This window comes from Sulfitobacter sp. R86518, assembly GCF_042466275.1.
GTDB lineage: Bacteria > Pseudomonadota > Alphaproteobacteria > Rhodobacterales > Rhodobacteraceae > Sulfitobacter > Sulfitobacter pontiacus.
Genome location: NZ_JAXHCA010000005.1, coordinates 1,618,820 through 1,634,931 on the forward strand (window position 1 = coordinate 1,618,820; position 16,112 = coordinate 1,634,931).

General features: G+C 59.8%; 16 protein-coding genes and 1 other RNA gene. 11 read left to right on the plus strand and 6 right to left on the minus strand.

Annotation, left to right across the window (positions count from 1 at the left end; translation table 11 throughout):
• Positions 1–12: 12 nt before the first annotated feature.
• Positions 13–1,005: an acryloyl-CoA reductase gene (gene acuI, locus SJY36_RS08850; RefSeq protein ID WP_386174379.1), complete on the minus strand. Its 993-nt coding sequence runs from the start codon at positions 1,003–1,005 to the stop codon at positions 13–15.
• A 189-nt stretch (positions 1,006–1,194) separates the two neighbouring features.
• Between acuI and SJY36_RS08855 the strand changes: the two genes are divergently transcribed.
• The 9 genes from SJY36_RS08855 (at position 1,195) to SJY36_RS08895 (ending at position 7,502) form a co-directional block, all read left to right on the plus strand.
• A complete protein-coding gene (locus tag SJY36_RS08855) occupies positions 1,195–1,938 on the plus strand; it encodes a FadR/GntR family transcriptional regulator (RefSeq protein WP_386174381.1) in 744 nt (247 codons plus the stop codon).
• A gap of 30 nt (positions 1,939–1,968) precedes the next feature.
• Positions 1,969–2,315: a transfer-messenger RNA gene (ssrA, locus tag SJY36_RS08860) on the plus strand.
• Between the two features lie 262 nt (positions 2,316–2,577).
• Complete coding sequence (locus SJY36_RS08865) at positions 2,578–3,396, plus strand: glycosyltransferase (protein WP_386174384.1); 819 nt, start codon at positions 2,578–2,580, stop codon at positions 3,394–3,396.
• A 153-nt stretch (positions 3,397–3,549) separates the two neighbouring features.
• Positions 3,550–4,806 (plus strand): chromate efflux transporter, encoded by a 1,257-nt coding sequence (gene chrA, locus SJY36_RS08870; protein ID WP_386174387.1) that lies wholly within the window; start codon positions 3,550–3,552, stop codon positions 4,804–4,806.
• Positions 4,807–4,878: 72 nt separating this feature from the next.
• Entirely contained in the window at positions 4,879–5,349 is a 471-nt protein-coding gene (locus tag SJY36_RS08875) for an SspB family protein (protein ID WP_005853671.1), read from the plus strand.
• 112 nt (positions 5,350–5,461) lie between these two features.
• The gene (gene fumC / locus SJY36_RS08880; RefSeq protein WP_386174389.1) at positions 5,462–6,856 is read left to right on the plus strand and encodes a class II fumarate hydratase; all 1,395 of its coding nucleotides are present in this window, start codon (positions 5,462–5,464) and stop codon (positions 6,854–6,856) included.
• Entirely contained in the window at positions 6,853–7,029 is a 177-nt protein-coding gene (locus tag SJY36_RS08885) for a DUF4169 family protein (RefSeq protein ID WP_005853675.1), read from the plus strand. Before fumC ends, SJY36_RS08885 begins: the two co-directional genes overlap by 4 nt.
• Positions 7,026–7,259, plus strand: a complete 234-nt coding sequence (locus SJY36_RS08890) for a ribbon-helix-helix domain-containing protein (protein WP_386174392.1) — start codon at positions 7,026–7,028, stop codon at positions 7,257–7,259. Before SJY36_RS08885 ends, SJY36_RS08890 begins: the two co-directional genes overlap by 4 nt.
• 9 nt (positions 7,260–7,268) lie before the next feature.
• The gene (locus SJY36_RS08895; RefSeq protein ID WP_009824689.1) at positions 7,269–7,502 is read left to right on the plus strand and encodes a hypothetical protein; all 234 of its coding nucleotides are present in this window, start codon (positions 7,269–7,271) and stop codon (positions 7,500–7,502) included.
• 48 nt (positions 7,503–7,550) lie between these two features.
• Here SJY36_RS08895 and SJY36_RS08900 read toward each other — a convergent pair whose 3' ends face one another.
• The 4 genes from SJY36_RS08900 to SJY36_RS08915 all read right to left on the minus strand — a co-directional run bounded on the left by SJY36_RS08900 (position 7,551) and on the right by SJY36_RS08915 (position 11,898).
• Positions 7,551–8,444: a fructose bisphosphate aldolase gene (locus SJY36_RS08900; RefSeq protein WP_009824690.1), complete on the minus strand. Its 894-nt coding sequence runs from the start codon at positions 8,442–8,444 to the stop codon at positions 7,551–7,553.
• Positions 8,445–8,513: 69 nt separating this feature from the next.
• Positions 8,514–9,866: a cytochrome P450 gene (locus SJY36_RS08905; protein WP_386174396.1), complete on the minus strand. Its 1,353-nt coding sequence runs from the start codon at positions 9,864–9,866 to the stop codon at positions 8,514–8,516.
• On the minus strand, positions 9,863–11,089 hold the full coding sequence (locus tag SJY36_RS08910) for a hypothetical protein (protein ID WP_386174399.1): 1,227 nt from the start codon (positions 11,087–11,089) through the stop codon (positions 9,863–9,865). The genes SJY36_RS08905 and SJY36_RS08910 overlap by 4 nt, the downstream gene beginning before the upstream one ends.
• 56 nt (positions 11,090–11,145) lie before the next feature.
• Complete coding sequence (locus SJY36_RS08915; RefSeq protein WP_037945030.1) at positions 11,146–11,898, minus strand: cytochrome c biogenesis CcdA family protein; 753 nt, start codon at positions 11,896–11,898, stop codon at positions 11,146–11,148.
• A 104-nt stretch (positions 11,899–12,002) separates the two neighbouring features.
• Between SJY36_RS08915 and SJY36_RS08920 the strand changes: the two genes are divergently transcribed.
• Positions 12,003–12,230 (plus strand): sulfurtransferase TusA family protein, encoded by a 228-nt coding sequence (locus SJY36_RS08920; RefSeq protein WP_037945031.1) that lies wholly within the window; start codon positions 12,003–12,005, stop codon positions 12,228–12,230.
• 99 nt (positions 12,231–12,329) lie between these two features.
• Here the strand turns inward: SJY36_RS08920 and SJY36_RS08925 are convergent, their stop codons facing one another.
• Positions 12,330–15,245 (minus strand): Rne/Rng family ribonuclease, encoded by a 2,916-nt coding sequence (locus tag SJY36_RS08925; RefSeq protein ID WP_386174402.1) that lies wholly within the window; start codon positions 15,243–15,245, stop codon positions 12,330–12,332.
• A gap of 579 nt (positions 15,246–15,824) precedes the next feature.
• Between SJY36_RS08925 and SJY36_RS08930 the strand changes: the two genes are divergently transcribed.
• Positions 15,825–16,109, plus strand: a complete 285-nt coding sequence (locus SJY36_RS08930) for a hypothetical protein (RefSeq protein ID WP_037944345.1) — start codon at positions 15,825–15,827, stop codon at positions 16,107–16,109.
• Positions 16,110–16,112 lie beyond the last annotated feature (3 nt).

Consider the following 16,112-nt stretch of genomic DNA (forward strand, 5'->3'; position numbering starts at 1 on the left):
AGCGCCGGTGGTTTAGCCGTTCACATCAACCACAACACGGCCCCGCACCTGACCGTTCAGGATGTCTGCCCCCAGCTTGGGCAGATCGCTCAGCGTTGCAGGCACGACCATATCCTCAAGCTTGGACAGTGGCAGGTCTTTCCCGATCCGCTGCCATGCGCGCAGACGGTTGTCATAGGGTTGCATGACGGAATCGATCCCCAGCAGGTTCACACCGCGCAGCAGGAAGGGGATCACCGTGGCCGGCAACCCTGCCCCGCCCGCAAGCCCAACAGCTGCGACCGAACCGCCGTATTTCATCTGCCCCAAGACCCGCGCCAGCATCTCGCCGCCCACGGCATCAATGCAACCGGCCCAGGTTTCGGATTCCAGCGGACGTTTAACGGTTTCATTCAACTCTTCCCGTGCGACGATCTGCGTGGCACCGAGCGATTTTAGATAATCCGCCGTATCCGGGCGGCCCGTCACACCGGCGACCTCGTGACCCAATGCAGCAAGGATGGCGACCGCGACCGACCCCACGCCACCGGCGGCACCCGTCACCAGTACCGGCCCGTTGCCCGGCACCAGCCCGTGATCCTCCAGCGCCATGACAGACAGCATCGCGGTAAAGCCCGCCGTGCCCACGGCCATGGCTTGGCGGGTATCCAGCCCCTCGGGCAGCGGCACCAGCCAGTCTGCCTTCACACGCGCCTTTTGCGCATAGCCGCCCCAATGGGCCTCGCCCACACGCCAGCCGGTCAGCACGACCTTATCGCCGGGTTTGTAACGATCATCGTCCGATGCCTCCACGGTGCCTGCGAAATCAATACCGGGAATATGGGGATACTTGCGCACCAAGCCGCCGCCCGGTCCGATGCACAGCCCGTCTTTGTAGTTCACGGTCGAATATTCGACAGCAATGGTCACATCCCCCTCGGGCAAACGGTCAAGGTCGATCTGGGTAACCTCGGCATGGGTCTTGCCGGATTCCTCATCCTTATTCACCATCAACGCATCAAACATCATTTCTCCTGTCTCGGACCGCTGTTCAGGGCCCGCTTCATTTTGCCAGTAAACTCCGGGGAGCCCGAGGGGCTGGCCCCTCGGTTCCATGGGTTCAAGCTGCGCGCCAGTGGGGGTGCCCGCCGACTCACATCTTGCAAAATTAATGTCAGACAATTAAAGTTTTTCCAAACCATAAATGTAAGACATATGAATTCCACGCCAGAAACCGCCTCTGATCTGTCCAGCCATATTGCCGCGAACATCCGTGATGCCATCATCAAGGGTGTGCTGATCGTGGACGAACGCCTCCCCTCCGAGGCGGAGCTGTCGGCGCAGTTCAACGTCTCGCGCGCGACGGTGCGCGAGGCGCTCAAGCGGTTGGCGGCACAATCGTTGATCCGCACGCAACGGGGGGCAACGGGCGGCGCTTTCGTCAATCGCATCAGCTTTGAAGCCGCCCAAGCGCAGCAGATCACCACCTCTACCCTGCTTTTGTCGATGAACGACGTGAGCTTCGAAACCGCTTGCGAGGCCCGCTTCGCGCTAGAGCGCGCCTGCGCCCCCCTATCGGCGGCACGCAGGCAGAATCATCATCTGGACGCGATGCAAAACGCGCTTGCCGCGCAATCTGCCCCCGATCTGTCGGACGCGGGCTTTTGCGCGGCTGATGTCGCGTTTCACCGCGCGCTGGTCGATGGGGCGTGCAATCCGGTGCTGTCCTATCAACTCGCCGGTGCGGTCGAAGCGATGCAGCCGCTGATGAACATGATCACCTTCACCGCATGGTCCCGCGACGCCATCGTCGCGCGCCATCGTGACATCGCCACCGCCATCGCCGCCCGCGACGCCGGTGCCGCCGCCCAAGGGCTGACCCTGCTTGAGGAAGAGACCCAGGCCCTCGCCCGCACGGTCTTTGCCCGCCGCAGCAAACAGAGTGACGCGGCCCGGTAGCCGCGGGTCAGCTTTCGTTTTCAAAGCTTTCCCCTTGCAAAGCAAATCACGCCCCTTATATCTGGGGTGTCCTTCGGGACTATGGGTATAAACGCGCATGTAATAAGCGGTTCGGACCCGGGGGCGGTACCCGGCGACTCCACCAAACATCCGTCATTTGCGGATCATGGGGTCGAAATAGGATCGACGAACGTCTAAAGATGTTGCTTTATCTCGGCTGACTGCCACCGTTATCGGCGTAAAATGTACAATTGCAAATGACAATCGTGCTCCAATGGCGATGGCCGCGTAAGCGACCGGAACTATTGAAACTTAAGTCCTTACGTTTAGCGACCTAAGGCGGGGTTCGCAGGTACCTGGCAACAGAAACCTGCACTTACCCCCCCCCCTTAAATTCCCACCTTCAAGCGCATGATATGCAGTTTTCACCTGCTTATGTTCAGGCGGGTCATCGCCTGTGCTGCAATCGAAGGGCAGCTTGCATAAGCACTTCGTCCGCTTCAGAATAAAGGGCAGAACACCCAAGCCCCTTGAACCCTGACTTTCAACGCGCACTTCGGGTTTGTTTGACTTGCGGTCAAAAAGTCCATAATTTTTAATAAGATACATTAACCGCCTACAAAGCAGAGAAGCCGCTCAATGTCCCAATCGACTGAAATCCTCGTCTCAACTCGGTTCTCGTTTCTAGGGGCGTCAGGATGGCAAAGCGACTTTTCCAAAGATGCGGCGATGCTGTTCGATAAAAACAGGCTGTTGAGGCGGCTATGGCTGTTCAACAATATCGCATTGGCGAGCCTCGCGTCGCAAACGGACGATAACTTTCACCATTTCATCCTTTCCAGCGATCAGATGCCCGATTGGGCAAAATCAGAGCTGACCGATATGTGTAAAGACCGTTTAGGGGCTGGTAAGTTCACGATACAATTCGCGCCGCAGGGCCCGGCGAGGAAGTTTCAGCGCCACGCAATCGCAAAATTCGCAGGGAGCGATCCGGTAGCGCAAGTCGTCCTTGATGATGATGACGGGCTATCTTCGGATTTCATCGCAACGCTCAGAGCGCATCTAGCGCAAGCCGAGCCGCTCGAAGCGGAGGGCACGCCCCATTTTTACACCTTTCCAAAGGGCTACGCATTGGGCCTGCGTGACGACGAGGTTCAGTTATGGGCACATCGCTTCAAATTCATTAATTTGGGTCTGACGATGGTTGGCAGGAAAGACCATAAAAACATATTCGGCATCGGCCATATGGATGCACCGAAACGGTTCGGCTACACCAGCGACACTCGGAAACTCATGTATATCCGCACGTTGAGCGACGTGAACGACTCGCGTGTCAGCGTCGGTGAAAGATGGAAAGAGGTCGAGAATTGGCGCGACGACGAGGACTTTAAATCAAGGTTCCCTTGGATGCTGGACGTGCCGTTCAAAGAGTTCAACGATTTCGATAGTTTGGCGTAATAGCAACCCGCCCACTAACCTGACAATCTGCATCCTTTGAAAACCGCCGCGCGTATGTGCGGGCAGTGCCAATCGGTGCCCCACCGGCGCTTGACCTCGGGGGCCGGTACTGCGACCTCTGACGCGGGGCATCGTGAGAGGCATATGCGAGATATGAGTGTACCGGAATGGGGCCTGCTGGCGCGTGTGTTCGGGCGGATCGGGGTGCTGTCCTTTGGGGGGCCAGCGGCACAGATCGCCCTGATGCACAAAGAGTTGGTCGAGCGTCATCGCTGGCTTTCGGAAGACGGTTTTTTGCGCGCTCTGTCCTTGTGCATGTTATTGCCCGGGCCAGAGGCGATGCAGTTGGCGACCTATGCCGGATGGCGGCTGCGCGGCACCCTTGGCGGGCTGTTGGCGGGGCTATTGTTTGTGCTCCCCGGGGCTGCGGTCATTCTGGCGCTGGCCTTTGGCTATGCCTATTTCGGCCAACTTCCCTTGGTTCAAGCCGCGTTCATGGGGATCAAGGCGGCGGTCATTGTCGTGGTCTTTCAAGCCTTGCGCAATCTGGGACGGAAGGCGTTGCACGGGCGCGCGGGTTGGGTGCTGGCTGCGCTGGCTTTTGTAGCTCTGTTCGTCTTTGGCCTGCCCTTCCCGCTGATCATTCTGGGTGCGGGCCTTTGGGGCGCTTTTGGTGCCACCGGGCACGGCAGCGTGGTCGAGAGTGAGGGGCTACATCACCGCCCTGCCCGCCCCTTCGGCGTCATCGGGCTTTGGGTCGCGCTATGGGCGTCGCCGCTGCTGTTTGTCTGGGGTGTGGGGAATGAATTCCTGCTCAAGATCGGGCTCTTCTTCTCGAAACTCGCGGTGGTGACCTTTGGCGGTGCCTATGCGGTGCTGGCCTATATGGCGCAGACCGTGGTGCAGGATCACGGGTGGATCACCACCGAACAGATGATCGACGCCCTGGGGCTGGCCGAGACGACGCCGGGCCCTCTTATTCTGGTGACGGAGTTTGTCGCCCTGCTGGCCGGTTTTGCCCAATCGGGGCCATGGGGCGCGGTCTCGGCCGGGGCTCTGGCGCTTTGGGTGACGTTTACGCCCTGTTTTCTATGGATATTCCTTGCCGGCCCGTATCTGGAGGCGATCTCGGCGCAGCCGCGGCTGGCGGGGGCCTTGCGCGCGATTACCGCCGCCGTCGTCGGCGTGATTGCCAACCTATCGGTCTGGTTCGCGCTGCATGTGATGTTTGAACGCGTGCTGCCTATGGCGCATCTGGCAGTGCCGCTCCCTGATTGGAGCAGCTTTGATCCCGTGGCCGCTGTGCTGACCGGTGTGGCGGGAGTGTTGATGCTGGGGCTGCGGTTCGGCTTTGTCCTGACGATGACGATAAGCGCTGCATTGGCCCTTTGCTGGCGCCTGTTGCTATAAATTTTTGCGCCCCCTTTTCACTGGTGCGAAATGCCGTATGCTATCGCCATCAACCAAGGCCGGAGAGAAGTAATGAGCCGAAGCATTGAGTATGGCAATCTGATGCACGATGCCATGCGCGGGTTAATTCGTCAGGTATTACTTGACGTTGCAGCCAATGGACTGCCCGGCAACCATCACTTCTTTATCACGTTCGACACCTCTCATCCGGATGCGGAACTGGCCGATTGGCTGTCCGACCGCTATCCCGGCGAGATGACCGTCGTCATGCAGCATTGGTACGACAAGCTTGAGGTCACCGAGGAAGGATTCTCGGTCACGTTGAACTTTGGCGATGCGCCCGAACCCATGTATATCCCCTATGACGCGATACGCACCTTTGTGGACCCGTCGGTGGAATTCGGCCTGAAGTTCGAACAGCAAGAACCCGGCCAACAGGACGAGGACGAAGACCTGCCCCAGCAGGACGAAAGCGAGCTTGAGGTCGAGGAAGAAGCCCCCAAAGCCGCCGAAATTGTCTCGCTGGACAGCTTCCGCAAGTAATCGACCGGTCAGCGCGCCTTGTCGCCAAGGTTAGCGCCATCGGCTCATTGCACCGCTGCGGCCCGCGGGGTAAACCCTGATCAGACATAAGCCCAAGATCAGGAGCCTTTTCATGGCCGATACCCGTACAGAAACCGACAGCTTTGGCCCATTGGAAGTGGCGTCCGATAAATACTGGGGCGCGCAGACCCAGCGGTCGATCATCAACTTCCCCATCGGGTGGGAAAAACAGCCCGTGCCGATCATCCGCGCCCTTGGCGTCGTGAAAAAAGCCTGTGCGATGGAAAACCTGAACCAGGGCAATCTGGACCAGAAGCTGGCCAATGCAATCACCGCCGCCGCGACCGAGGTGATCGAGGGTAAGTTCGACGACAACTTCCCGCTGGTCGTCTGGCAGACCGGCTCCGGCACCCAGTCGAACATGAACGCGAACGAGGTGATCTCGAACCGCGCGATCGAGATGCTGGGCGGCGAGATGGGGTCGAAAGATCCGGTCCACCCCAACGACCACTGCAACATGGGACAGTCGTCCAACGATACCTTCCCTACCGCGATGCATGTGGCCATCGGCATGCAGGCCCGCGATGTACTGCTGCCCGGTCTGCAAAAACTGCACGATGCCTTGGTCGCGAAGTCCGAAGAGTTCAAGGACATCATCAAGATCGGCCGGACCCATACCCAGGATGCGACACCGCTGACCTTGGGTCAGGAATTCTCGGGCTATGCGCATCAGGTGAAAAAGGGGATCGAACGGGTCAACGCCTGCCTGCCCGACATCTATGAACTGGCCCAAGGCGGTACTGCCGTTGGCACCGGTCTGAACACCAAAAAAGGCTGGGCCGAAGCCGTGGCCGCGCATATGGCCGAGATCACCGGCCTGCCCTTTGTCACCGCGCCGAACAAGTTTGAATCGCTGGCCGCCCATGACGCGATGGTCATGTTCTCGGGTGCGCTGAAAACCGTGGCGGGATCGCTGTTCAAGATCGCCAATGACATGCGCTTGCTGGGGTCCGGCCCGCGTTCAGGTCTGGGCGAGTTGATCCTGCCCGAGAACGAGCCCGGGTCTTCGATCATGCCGGGCAAGGTGAACCCGACGCAGGCCGAAGCGCTGACGATGGTCTGTGCCCATGTCATGGGTAACGATGCCGCCGTCGGCTTTGCCGGCTCGCAAGGGCATTTCGAACTTAACGTCTACAACCCGATGATGAGCTATAACGTCCTGCAATCCATGCAGCTTTTGGGCGACAGCGCCTCGGCCTTCACGGACAATATGGTTGTCGGCACGCAGGCCAATGTCGAACGTATCGACAAGTTGATGAAAGAAAGCCTGATGCTGGTCACAGCGCTGGCCCCCACGATTGGCTATGACAACGCGACCAAAGTCGCGAAGACGGCCCACAAGAACGGCACGACGCTCAAGGAAGAAGCAATCGCCTTGGGCTTTGTCGATGCCGAAACATTCGACCGCGTGGTGCGGCCGGAGCAAATGATCGGACCCAAAGAATGAGCGCCCCCATCAACCTCAACAAGGTCAAGAAAGAGCGCAACCGCGCCTCGCGCAAGGCCCGTGCCGATGAAAACGCGGTACAGTTCGGCCAGAGCAAGGACCAGAAAGAGGTTTTGAAAGCCCGTCTGGCGCAAATCTCGCGCAATCTGGAAGCCCATAAGCGCGACACATGAGCGCCCGACCGGTGAAACATTCGGTGACCCTTCGGGGTCACCGTACGTCGATCTCGCTGGAGGATGAATTCTGGCAGGAATTGCGCGACCTTGCGCAAGAGATGGACATGCCGATCAATGCGCTGGTGGCGCAGATCGATGCAGAACGCGGCGTTGAAGCGGGGCTGGCCTCTGCGATCCGCGTGTATGTGCTGCGTGCATTAAAGGAACGTTTACCTTCGCGGGTGTAAGTTTCCCCCATGGTCAAACAACAGTATTCTCCATTGTCGCCCGAGGGCTGGATGCTCGCCCTATTCAGTTCGAAGGCTGCCCGCAGCGGGTGTGTCGTGCGGCGGAATGTCAGGGATGTCGAAAGATATGTGGGCCGCCACGCGTTCGAGCAAGAACTGCTACGCCGCGGTTATCACGCTGTAGAGAATGCGGGCCAGCTCGTGATCTTTTGCAATCAGGAACCGATCCGCATTATTGTTTAGGGGTTTTCTTCCCAAGAAAACCCCCGCGGAATTTAGGAAAATTCCAATTTAGGCGACAGAGGCGTCGTAGATCTTGCTGATGTTCTGCCCCAGTGCCGTGTTGAACTCGGCATCCGACATCTTGACGTTCAGCCCTTCGGTCAGCGCACGCGAGAAACTGGCGATCATCTTGGGGTTTTGCGTCAAACGCGCGCAGGCGTCTTCGGTGGAATAGCCGCCCGATAGCGCCACGACCCGCAGCACATTGGGGTGATCCGCAAGGCTGTCATAAAGCCCCGCGCGTTCTGGCAAGGTCACCTTGAGCATCACCAGTTCCTCCGCGGACAGCGCGGCGAGGTGTTTCTCGAGCTCGGATTTCAGGATGTCTTCAGCTTCCGCCTTGCTCTCGGAATGGATGTTCACCTCTGGCTCGATGATCGGGACCAGACCGGCGGCACAGACAGTTTTAGCAACGGCGAATTGCTGCGCCACGACCGACGCGATCCCTTCGGCGTTGGCGGATTGGATGACCGACCGTTCCTTGGTGCCAAAGATTCCGGCGGCTTTCGCGCGTTTCAGCAGATCGTCCAGCTCGGGCATGGGTTTGAGCAGCTGCACGCCGTTTGCTTCGTCTTCCAGACCTTTGTCGATCTTCAGGAAAGGCACGACGCCGCGATCCTCCCAAAGCAGTTGGGCCACAGGTTTGCCGTTAATCGTGTTGTCCATCGTGCGTTCGAACAGGATCGCGCCCAGAACTTTGTCAGAGGTGAAATCATCGGCCAGAATGATCCGCGCGCGCATGTCGTGCATGGCTTGAAACATCTCGGCATCGCCCGAGTAATCAGAGGGTTCAACGCCATAAAGGCTCAGAGCCTTGGGGGTCGATCCGCCCGACTGGTCCAATGCGGCCACAAACCCCTGCCCTGTTTCCATTTGTGTGCGCTGTGCGTCTGTCGTGGTCATGATGATCCTGGCCCTTATTGATTCCGTCGAATGTTCGTTTAACGCATCTATTCCCGCGATGATATATCGTTAGCGCCGGACAAAGCGCAGCAAAATGCCGTCTTTTGAACGAACTGTCAGATGCGCCACGGGAACAGGTGGCTTTTCGCCGACAACCTCTATGCGGTAATCGCGTAAGATACGTGACAGGATCAACGGGCCTTCGACCATGGCAAAGCCCGCCCCCGGGCAGACCCGCGCACCGGCGCTGAACGGCAGATAGGCCTCGCGCTGGCATTTCTTGCCGTTCTCGCTGTGCCATCGCGCCGGATCAAACCCGTCGGGGTTGTCCCACAGGCGTTCGTGACGATGCAGATGCCACGGGCTGATCACCACCTGTGCCCCACGCGCCACGGTCCGGTCGCGGAACGTCGCGGGGCAGCTCGCTTCGCGCACCATCATCGGCACGGGGGGATAAAGCCGCAGCGCTTCGCGGAAGACATCGCGGCTTTGTTTGAGCTTGCCCATGACCGCAAAATCGCACTGGTCGATCGCCTGCGCCTCTTCGGCCAGACGGTCCTGCCAGTCGGGATGGGTCGCCACCAGATACATCGCCCATGCCAGCGCCGAGGCGCTCGTCTCGTGGCCCGCAAGAAAGAAGATCGCGACCTGATCGACCATTTCATCGGTGGTAAAGGTAGAGCCGTCTTCGGGGTCGGGTGTGGTCATGATCTTGGTCGCCAGATCGTCTGGTGCGGCGCCCGCCTTGATCGTCTCCATCCGCTCGGCCGTCAGCGCGGTGATCAGCTGCCGGATCTTGGCTGCGCTGCGTTTGGTGTCGCGGCGGAACAGCCGTGGCAGCCAGCGGGGCAAGGGTACAAAGGCCGCGATGTTCAGGATCGGCTGGCTGCGCTGATAGGTTTTGAATTCGTCAAAGACCTCGCGCGCCATGTGGTGTTCGATGGGAATCGAAAACAACGTGCGAAAGATCACATCCGCCGCCGCGTGGCTGGTCTGCGCCTCCACCTCTAGCGGCGCGCCATCGTGAGGGGCAAGCCGTGCCGCTGCTGCCTCTGCCGCGTCCCAGATGGCGGGGAAGGTTTCGCGCAAGCGGCCCCCTTCAAACGCGGGGTCGATGATGCGCCGCTGCCGTTTCCATATCGCCCCGTTGGTCAGGAAGACCGAATTGCCAAGCAGCGGGCGCAATCCTTCGCCGATCCGGTCGGACTTGGGATAATCGTCGGGGCGCGTTTTGAGCACGGTCTGGATCAGATCGGGTTGGTTGATCAGATAACTGCGGAAGAACGGCGTCTTGAACTCTGCCATCCAGGCCCGATACAGGCGTGCGGGCTGCGCCGACAGGATGTCCTGGCGGAAGAGCCGCGCATAGCGCCAAAGCGACACTTTCGCGGGGCGGCTCTCGGGTTTGGGGGGAAGCGTCATGGCGCGGTAGAGGTGAATTTATTCACCGGTTTGACAATGCGCGACCGGGATGCAGGCCGTCCGGCGTAGCGTTCGGCCAAACTATGCGGACCGGCGGTGATCTGGAAATAGTCATAATCCTTGGGCGCATCAAAGGCGCAGAGGTATTGGAAATGCAGCCGGAAAAACCGCCAGCGCAGCTCTTTCCAGCGGGCGGGGGTCAGCGATTGGGTGAAGGCCGCGGAAAACACCAGCGGCCAGCGTTTATCCTCGGGGGCAACGCCCGACACCGCTACCGGATCGCAAAGCGCAAAGGCACAGCCGTCGCCGGGGGCCGTCACATCGACCCATGTCAGACCCTCGCATTGCGACAGAAAGCGCAAATCGGCGCGCAGACGGTGGGCATCGCGCAGGAAGGACACCATCGGCACCACCTGCCCCAAGGTCATAAAGGCCAGCGCAGGCCCGTCAGCAGGGACACGGCCCGCCCGGATCAGATCGGCAAGGATCGACACCCCCAGATGCGCGCCCGATGAATGGCCCACGACCAGCACCTCGTCCACATCAGACCTCAGCGCCTGCGCGATGGCATCCCCGAATTCGGTCATGCGCGTTTCAAGCGCGGGCGGGTTCGCCCCGTGCGTCGCTGCCCCGAAAGCGTAATCATGCATCAAGTAATAGGCGAAAAGCTTGCCGTCGTGTTTCTTGAACCAGCGCAGCACCTGCCAGCCCAGCCCCACGCCAGCGGCGGCGACGATCCCCTTGAACCACGCAGGCCCGCCAAAGAAGGTCAGCCCCGCGTAAAGCAGCTTGCCCGCGAGGGCAGCGATCAACAGTTGCAGCAACAACATCCCCACCGGATAAAGCGCCGCAATCACTGGCCCCTTGCGCAGCTTCATCAACCGCCAAAGCGCACCCGACGCGATATAGACCCAAGCCGTCTGCACCAACTGCCCATAGGTTGCGAGGATCGAATTGCTCATGGAGATGCGGACGATGTCGGACCAGACGAGCACGTCGACCTGAGCCTCTACATCAACGCCATCGATATGCGCGGCGACGTTCCAGCCGTAGTTCCCGCCGCCCTTCTTGGGCGACAGCGCGATCTGATAGTCCGAGATCCGCGCCTGTGCGCTGCCTTCCTTGCGGTAAAGCTCGCGGTAGCGGCGCGGATGAATGGGGTCATAGCCCGGGATATAGAAAACCCGTCGCGTCCTGACTGTCTGCTCTATGTTCTCGGCCATCGTTCACCCTGTATTTCGCCGGAGCTTAAACAGGTTTTCCGGCAAGAGTAAGGCGCCTAACCCAAGGAACCCAATGCAGGAAATGTTTCCAGCAACCAGAAAGAGAAGGTCGTAAACGCCCCCGTCAGCAGCGCCAGACCGACGACCACCAGCAAGATCCCCATGCCGCGTTCGATCAGCTTCATATAGGGCTTGATCCGGTTCATGACGTGGGTGGCGCGGGTGATGAACATCGCCGCCAGCAAGAAGGGAATACCCAAGCCCGCCGCATAGACCCCCAGCAAAAGCGTGCCGCGCGTGACCGAGGCTTCGGACGCTGCGAGCGACAGGATCGCGCCAAGCTGCGGCCCGATGCAGGGTGTCCAGCCAAAGGCGAAGGCCAGCCCAAGGATATAGGCCCCAAAGGACGTGCCGCCCTTGTCGCCCGCATCCAGACGCGCTTCTTGATCCAGAAAAGGAATGCGGAAGACGCCCAGAAAATGCAGGCCAAAGATGATCACCACAATGCCCGATAGCCGCGCGAAGAGCACCTGATTTTGCAGGAAGAACGCCCCGAAGACCGAGGCCGTGAACCCCAGAATCAGAAACACCGTACTAAGCCCCATAACAAAGAACAGCGCCGCGATGACAGCCTTGCGGCGCGCGGCGGCGACCGATGACATGTCGTTCAGGGTTACCCCGCTCATATAGGCGAGGTACGGGGGGACGATGGGCAGGACGCAGGGGCTCAGGAAGCTGATGATCCCGGCGGTCAGCGCGATGAGTATGGCGGGCAGTAGTCCCGCGTCGATCAGGTCAAATCCAAACATGACATCAGCCATAATCTGCTTTGTCCGGCGCGTCACCTGCTGTTGCGCGTGATCCCCGTCACAAGGTTGTGGACGCGTTGAAACATGTGGCTTATCTGAGGATCATGACAGATAAAAACTTTCTCGACGCGACGGGGCTTTTGTGCCCCCTGCCCGTGCTCAAAGCCCGTAAACGCCTGCAATCATTGGCCTCTGGCGATCTTCTGACCGTGCATGCGGATGATCCCGCCGCGATCATCGACATCCCGCATTTCTGTGCCGAGGCCGGTCACAGCCTTGAAAGCGCCGCGATGGACGAAACGCCGCAGGCCTATGTGATCCGCAAAAAGTAACGGTCCCGCCGCCCCACGTGCCGCGGATACCGCAGATAAAAAAGGCAGACGCGAAGGTCTGCCTTTTTTCGTTTCCATATGTCGGCGCAGGGGCGCTGCTTAGCCGCCCAAGGACCACCAGCCGCGCCGCTTGGGCTTGGCGGGTTTTTCAGGCTCCGCCTGCGGGGTCGCCTCGGGCTGCGGTACTTCGGTGACCGGTGGCTCCGGCTGGATTTCCTGCGCGGGCGGCATTTCCGTCGGGGTGCTATCGGGCACCTCGGTCGGTGCCGGTGTTTGCTCCACCTCGGCGGGCTGGGACGGCTGCGCGGGCGTGGGTTCCGGCGTAGGGATCGGCGTCGGCTCCTTTGCGGGCTCGGGCGTCGGCGCGTCTGGTGTCACCTCTGGCTCGGGCTTGGGCTCGGGGGTTGGCTGCTCTTTTGGCGCAGGTGTTTCCTCGGACTTGGGTGTCTCTTCGACAGCCTCAACCGGCGCGGCCTTGGGCTTGCGCGTGCGGGTCCGCTTGGGTTTTGACTTGGGCGCGTCTTCGGCGGCGTCCGCGTCGGCAGGGGCCGTCTCCGCAGGTTTCGCGTCCTCGGAGGTCTTGGCGTCCGCGTCTACGGTCGCTTCTGCCGCGGCATCTGCCTTGGGTTTGCGGGTCCGGCTACGGGTGCGCTTGGGTTTGTCCTGCGGTTTCGCGTCATCAGAAGCGGCGTCTGCAGTCGCATCCGTTTTCGCGTCATCCTTGGCACCAGCAGTATCCGCCTCGGTTTGCGCGGGCGCGTCGCTATCGCCGTTGTCACTGTTGGTGTTGCTATCGCCGTTGTTTTCACCGTTGGCAGCATCATCCCCGTTGGATTTGCCACCCCGACGCCGCCGGCGACGACGACGACGCTTGGGTTTCCCTTCGCCATCATTGTCATCGTCAGAGCCATTGTGCTGGTTCTGCCCGCCATTGCCGTTGCCGGTAGGTTCATTGTCAGCATTGTCCGCATCTGCTTCCGCATCGACATCCAGATCGTCGACCTCGTCCATGATGGAGGTATCAACCGACACCACATGTTCGATCGGCGTGACAACGCGTGTCGCGGTCTTGAACTTTTCAAGCGAGAAATCGGGGCTGACCAAAGCGGGGTCGCCTTCGATGCGCACGGCCATGCCATAGCGGCCTTCGATATGGGCAATATGTTCGCGCTTCTGGTTCATCAGGAAGTTAGCGATGCCGACGGGCGCGGTGATCAATACCTCGCGCGACCGTTTGCGGGTGCCCTCTTCCTCGATCTGGCGCAGGATCGACAGCGCAAGGTTGTCGTCCGACCGGATCAGGCCGGTGCCGTGGCAGGCGTGGCACGGCTGTGTCGTCGCCTCGATCATGCCGGGACGCAAACGCTGGCGCGACATTTCCATCAGGCCAAAGCCGGAAATACGGCCCACCTGAATACGCGCACGGTCGGTTTTCAGCTTTTCCTTCATCAGCTTTTCAACGGCGGCGTTATTGCGACGCTCGTCCATGTCGATAAAGTCGATGACGATCAGACCGGCCAGATCGCGCAGACGCAGCTGGCGGGCGACTTCGGCGGCGGCTTCCAGATTGGTCTTGGTCGCGGTCTGTTCGATGGAGCCTTCCTTGGTGGCCCGGCCCGAGTTCACGTCGATCGCAACTAGCGCTTCGGTGACACCGATCACGATATAGCCACCCGAAGGCAGCTGCACCGTGGGGTTGAACATGCCCGAGAGGTAGCTTTCGACCTGATAGCGCGCGAACAAGGGCAGTGTTTCGCTATAGAGCTTCACGTTCTTGGCGTGGGACGGCATGATCATCTTCATGAAGTCCTTGGCGATGCGGTAACCGCGTTCACCTTCGACAAACACCTCGTCAATCTCGCGGTTATAAAGGTCGCGGATCGAGCGTTTGATCAGGTCGCCTTCTTCATAGATCTTGGCAGGCGCGATGGATTTCAGCGTCAGCTCGCGGATCTGTTCCCACAGGCGTTGCAGGTATTCGTAGTCGCGCTTGATTTCGGCCTTGGTGCGTTGTGCACCGGCGGTGCGCACGATCAGACCGGCACCTTTTGGCACCTGAATTTCGTTTGCGATCTCTTTCAGCTTCTTACGGTCCGCGGCATTGGTGATCTTGCGGCTGATGCCGCCCCCACGCGCGGTGTTGGGCATGAGCACACAATAGCGGCCGGCCAGCGACAGATAGGTTGTCAGCGCGGCACCCTTGTTGCCACGTTCCTCTTTAACGACCTGCACCAGCAGGATCTGACGCACCTTGACGACTTCCTGGATTTTATAGCGCTTGGGCCGCGGCTTGCGCGCGGTGCGCAGATCGTCGTGGTCATCGTCATCCGCCACGGATTCGATGCTGTCATCCTTGGAGGACGCATCTTTAGCCTTGGGGCTATCGTCGCTGTCATCCGCGTCGTCGCTGTCGTCCTGATCATCGGCATCAGGTTTCGCGGCGTCTTTCGCATCTGCATTGGCGGCCTTGGGCGTGTCACCCTCTGCCTTGCTATCATCGCCGTCTGGCTCTTCGACAGGCGTTTCGGCAACCCGCTCCATCGGAGAGGAGCCTTCTTCATCGTCCAGATCGACGGTCTGCATGCCGTTGATCTGGTCGCTGTCGGTCGCATCCGCGTCTTTGCTGACCGTCGCGTCATCGGACACGGTGTCTTCGGCCTTGGACTTGCTGCGGCTGCGCGAGCGTGTCCGGCGTTTGGGCTTTTCGTCTTCGTCTTCCTTGGCGGCCTGCGCTTCGGCATAGGCACGCTCTTCCTCCATCAGCGCCAGACGGTCAGCGACGGGGATCTGGTAGTAGTCGGGGTGAATTTCCGAAAAGGCGAGGAAACCATGACGGTTGCCGCCATAATCCACAAACGCGGCCTGCAACGAAGGTTCGACCCGCGTGACTTTCGCGAGGTAGATATTGCCAGCTAGCTGGCGTTTATTCTCTGATTCAAAGTCAAATTCTTCGACCTTGTTTCCATCAACCACAACAACGCGAGTTTCCTCAGCGTGGGTGGCATCGATAAGCATTTTCTTAGGCATAAATCCATTTTGCACAGCTGCGCAAACAGCAGCCCCGGTGGGGCGCTGCGAGGCAGGGTATGTCTTGTCAGGGCGATGGGTGACGCGGCTAAAACAGGGCCCAAAAGGCCGCCTGTCTGTCTGCTCTTGGCGTCTGCGCGCGTCATCGCGGTTCTTCTCCGACATGGGTGGTGCGTACCGCGCCCCCATATCCATTAATTTACTGCGGTTGTCCGGCCAAAGGCACGGCGCAATCGTCAGCGGTTCTTGAGCCTTTTTTAAGGGCCTAATCGGTCTGCCTGGTCACCACATGCCGGGGAACCGAGGCATCGAAACTGTCTGGGGTCTGGTTTGCCATCCAAAGAGGCAAACAGCCCTATCTACAATTAACGGCAGAAGGCACCAAATGACAATGGGAAATCGCGTTTAGCGGCTTTACAGATACGGGGGCCGATAGCGGTATCACGCCCCCCGCCGCCTTGCTTGACAAGCGTCGGTGCTATGGGAAAAGCTTTGCCGGCGGGTTTATGCCCGTGCCGCAGCCCTGTGACGGGATGCACAAAAATAAGACAGATAAGGATGATACGAATGCATATTTCCCTGCGCGCAGCCCTGTGCCTGCCGTTTCTGGCGCTTGCCGCCTGCGAAGACATGAGCACGACCGGTGGCAGCGACCCCGAGGGCCCGTCCAAGCGCAGTTGCATCCGTGCCGTGGAAAAACACACCGGCAAATCGGGCGGTACGCTCAACACGACCATCCCTATCGTCGAGACTGGCCAGTATATTGTCGATATACCCGGCGGCCCGTCGTGGACCTGCTACACCGATGAGACCGGTGCAGCACGCGAGCTGATCGAGACGCGGCTCGGCTGAGCC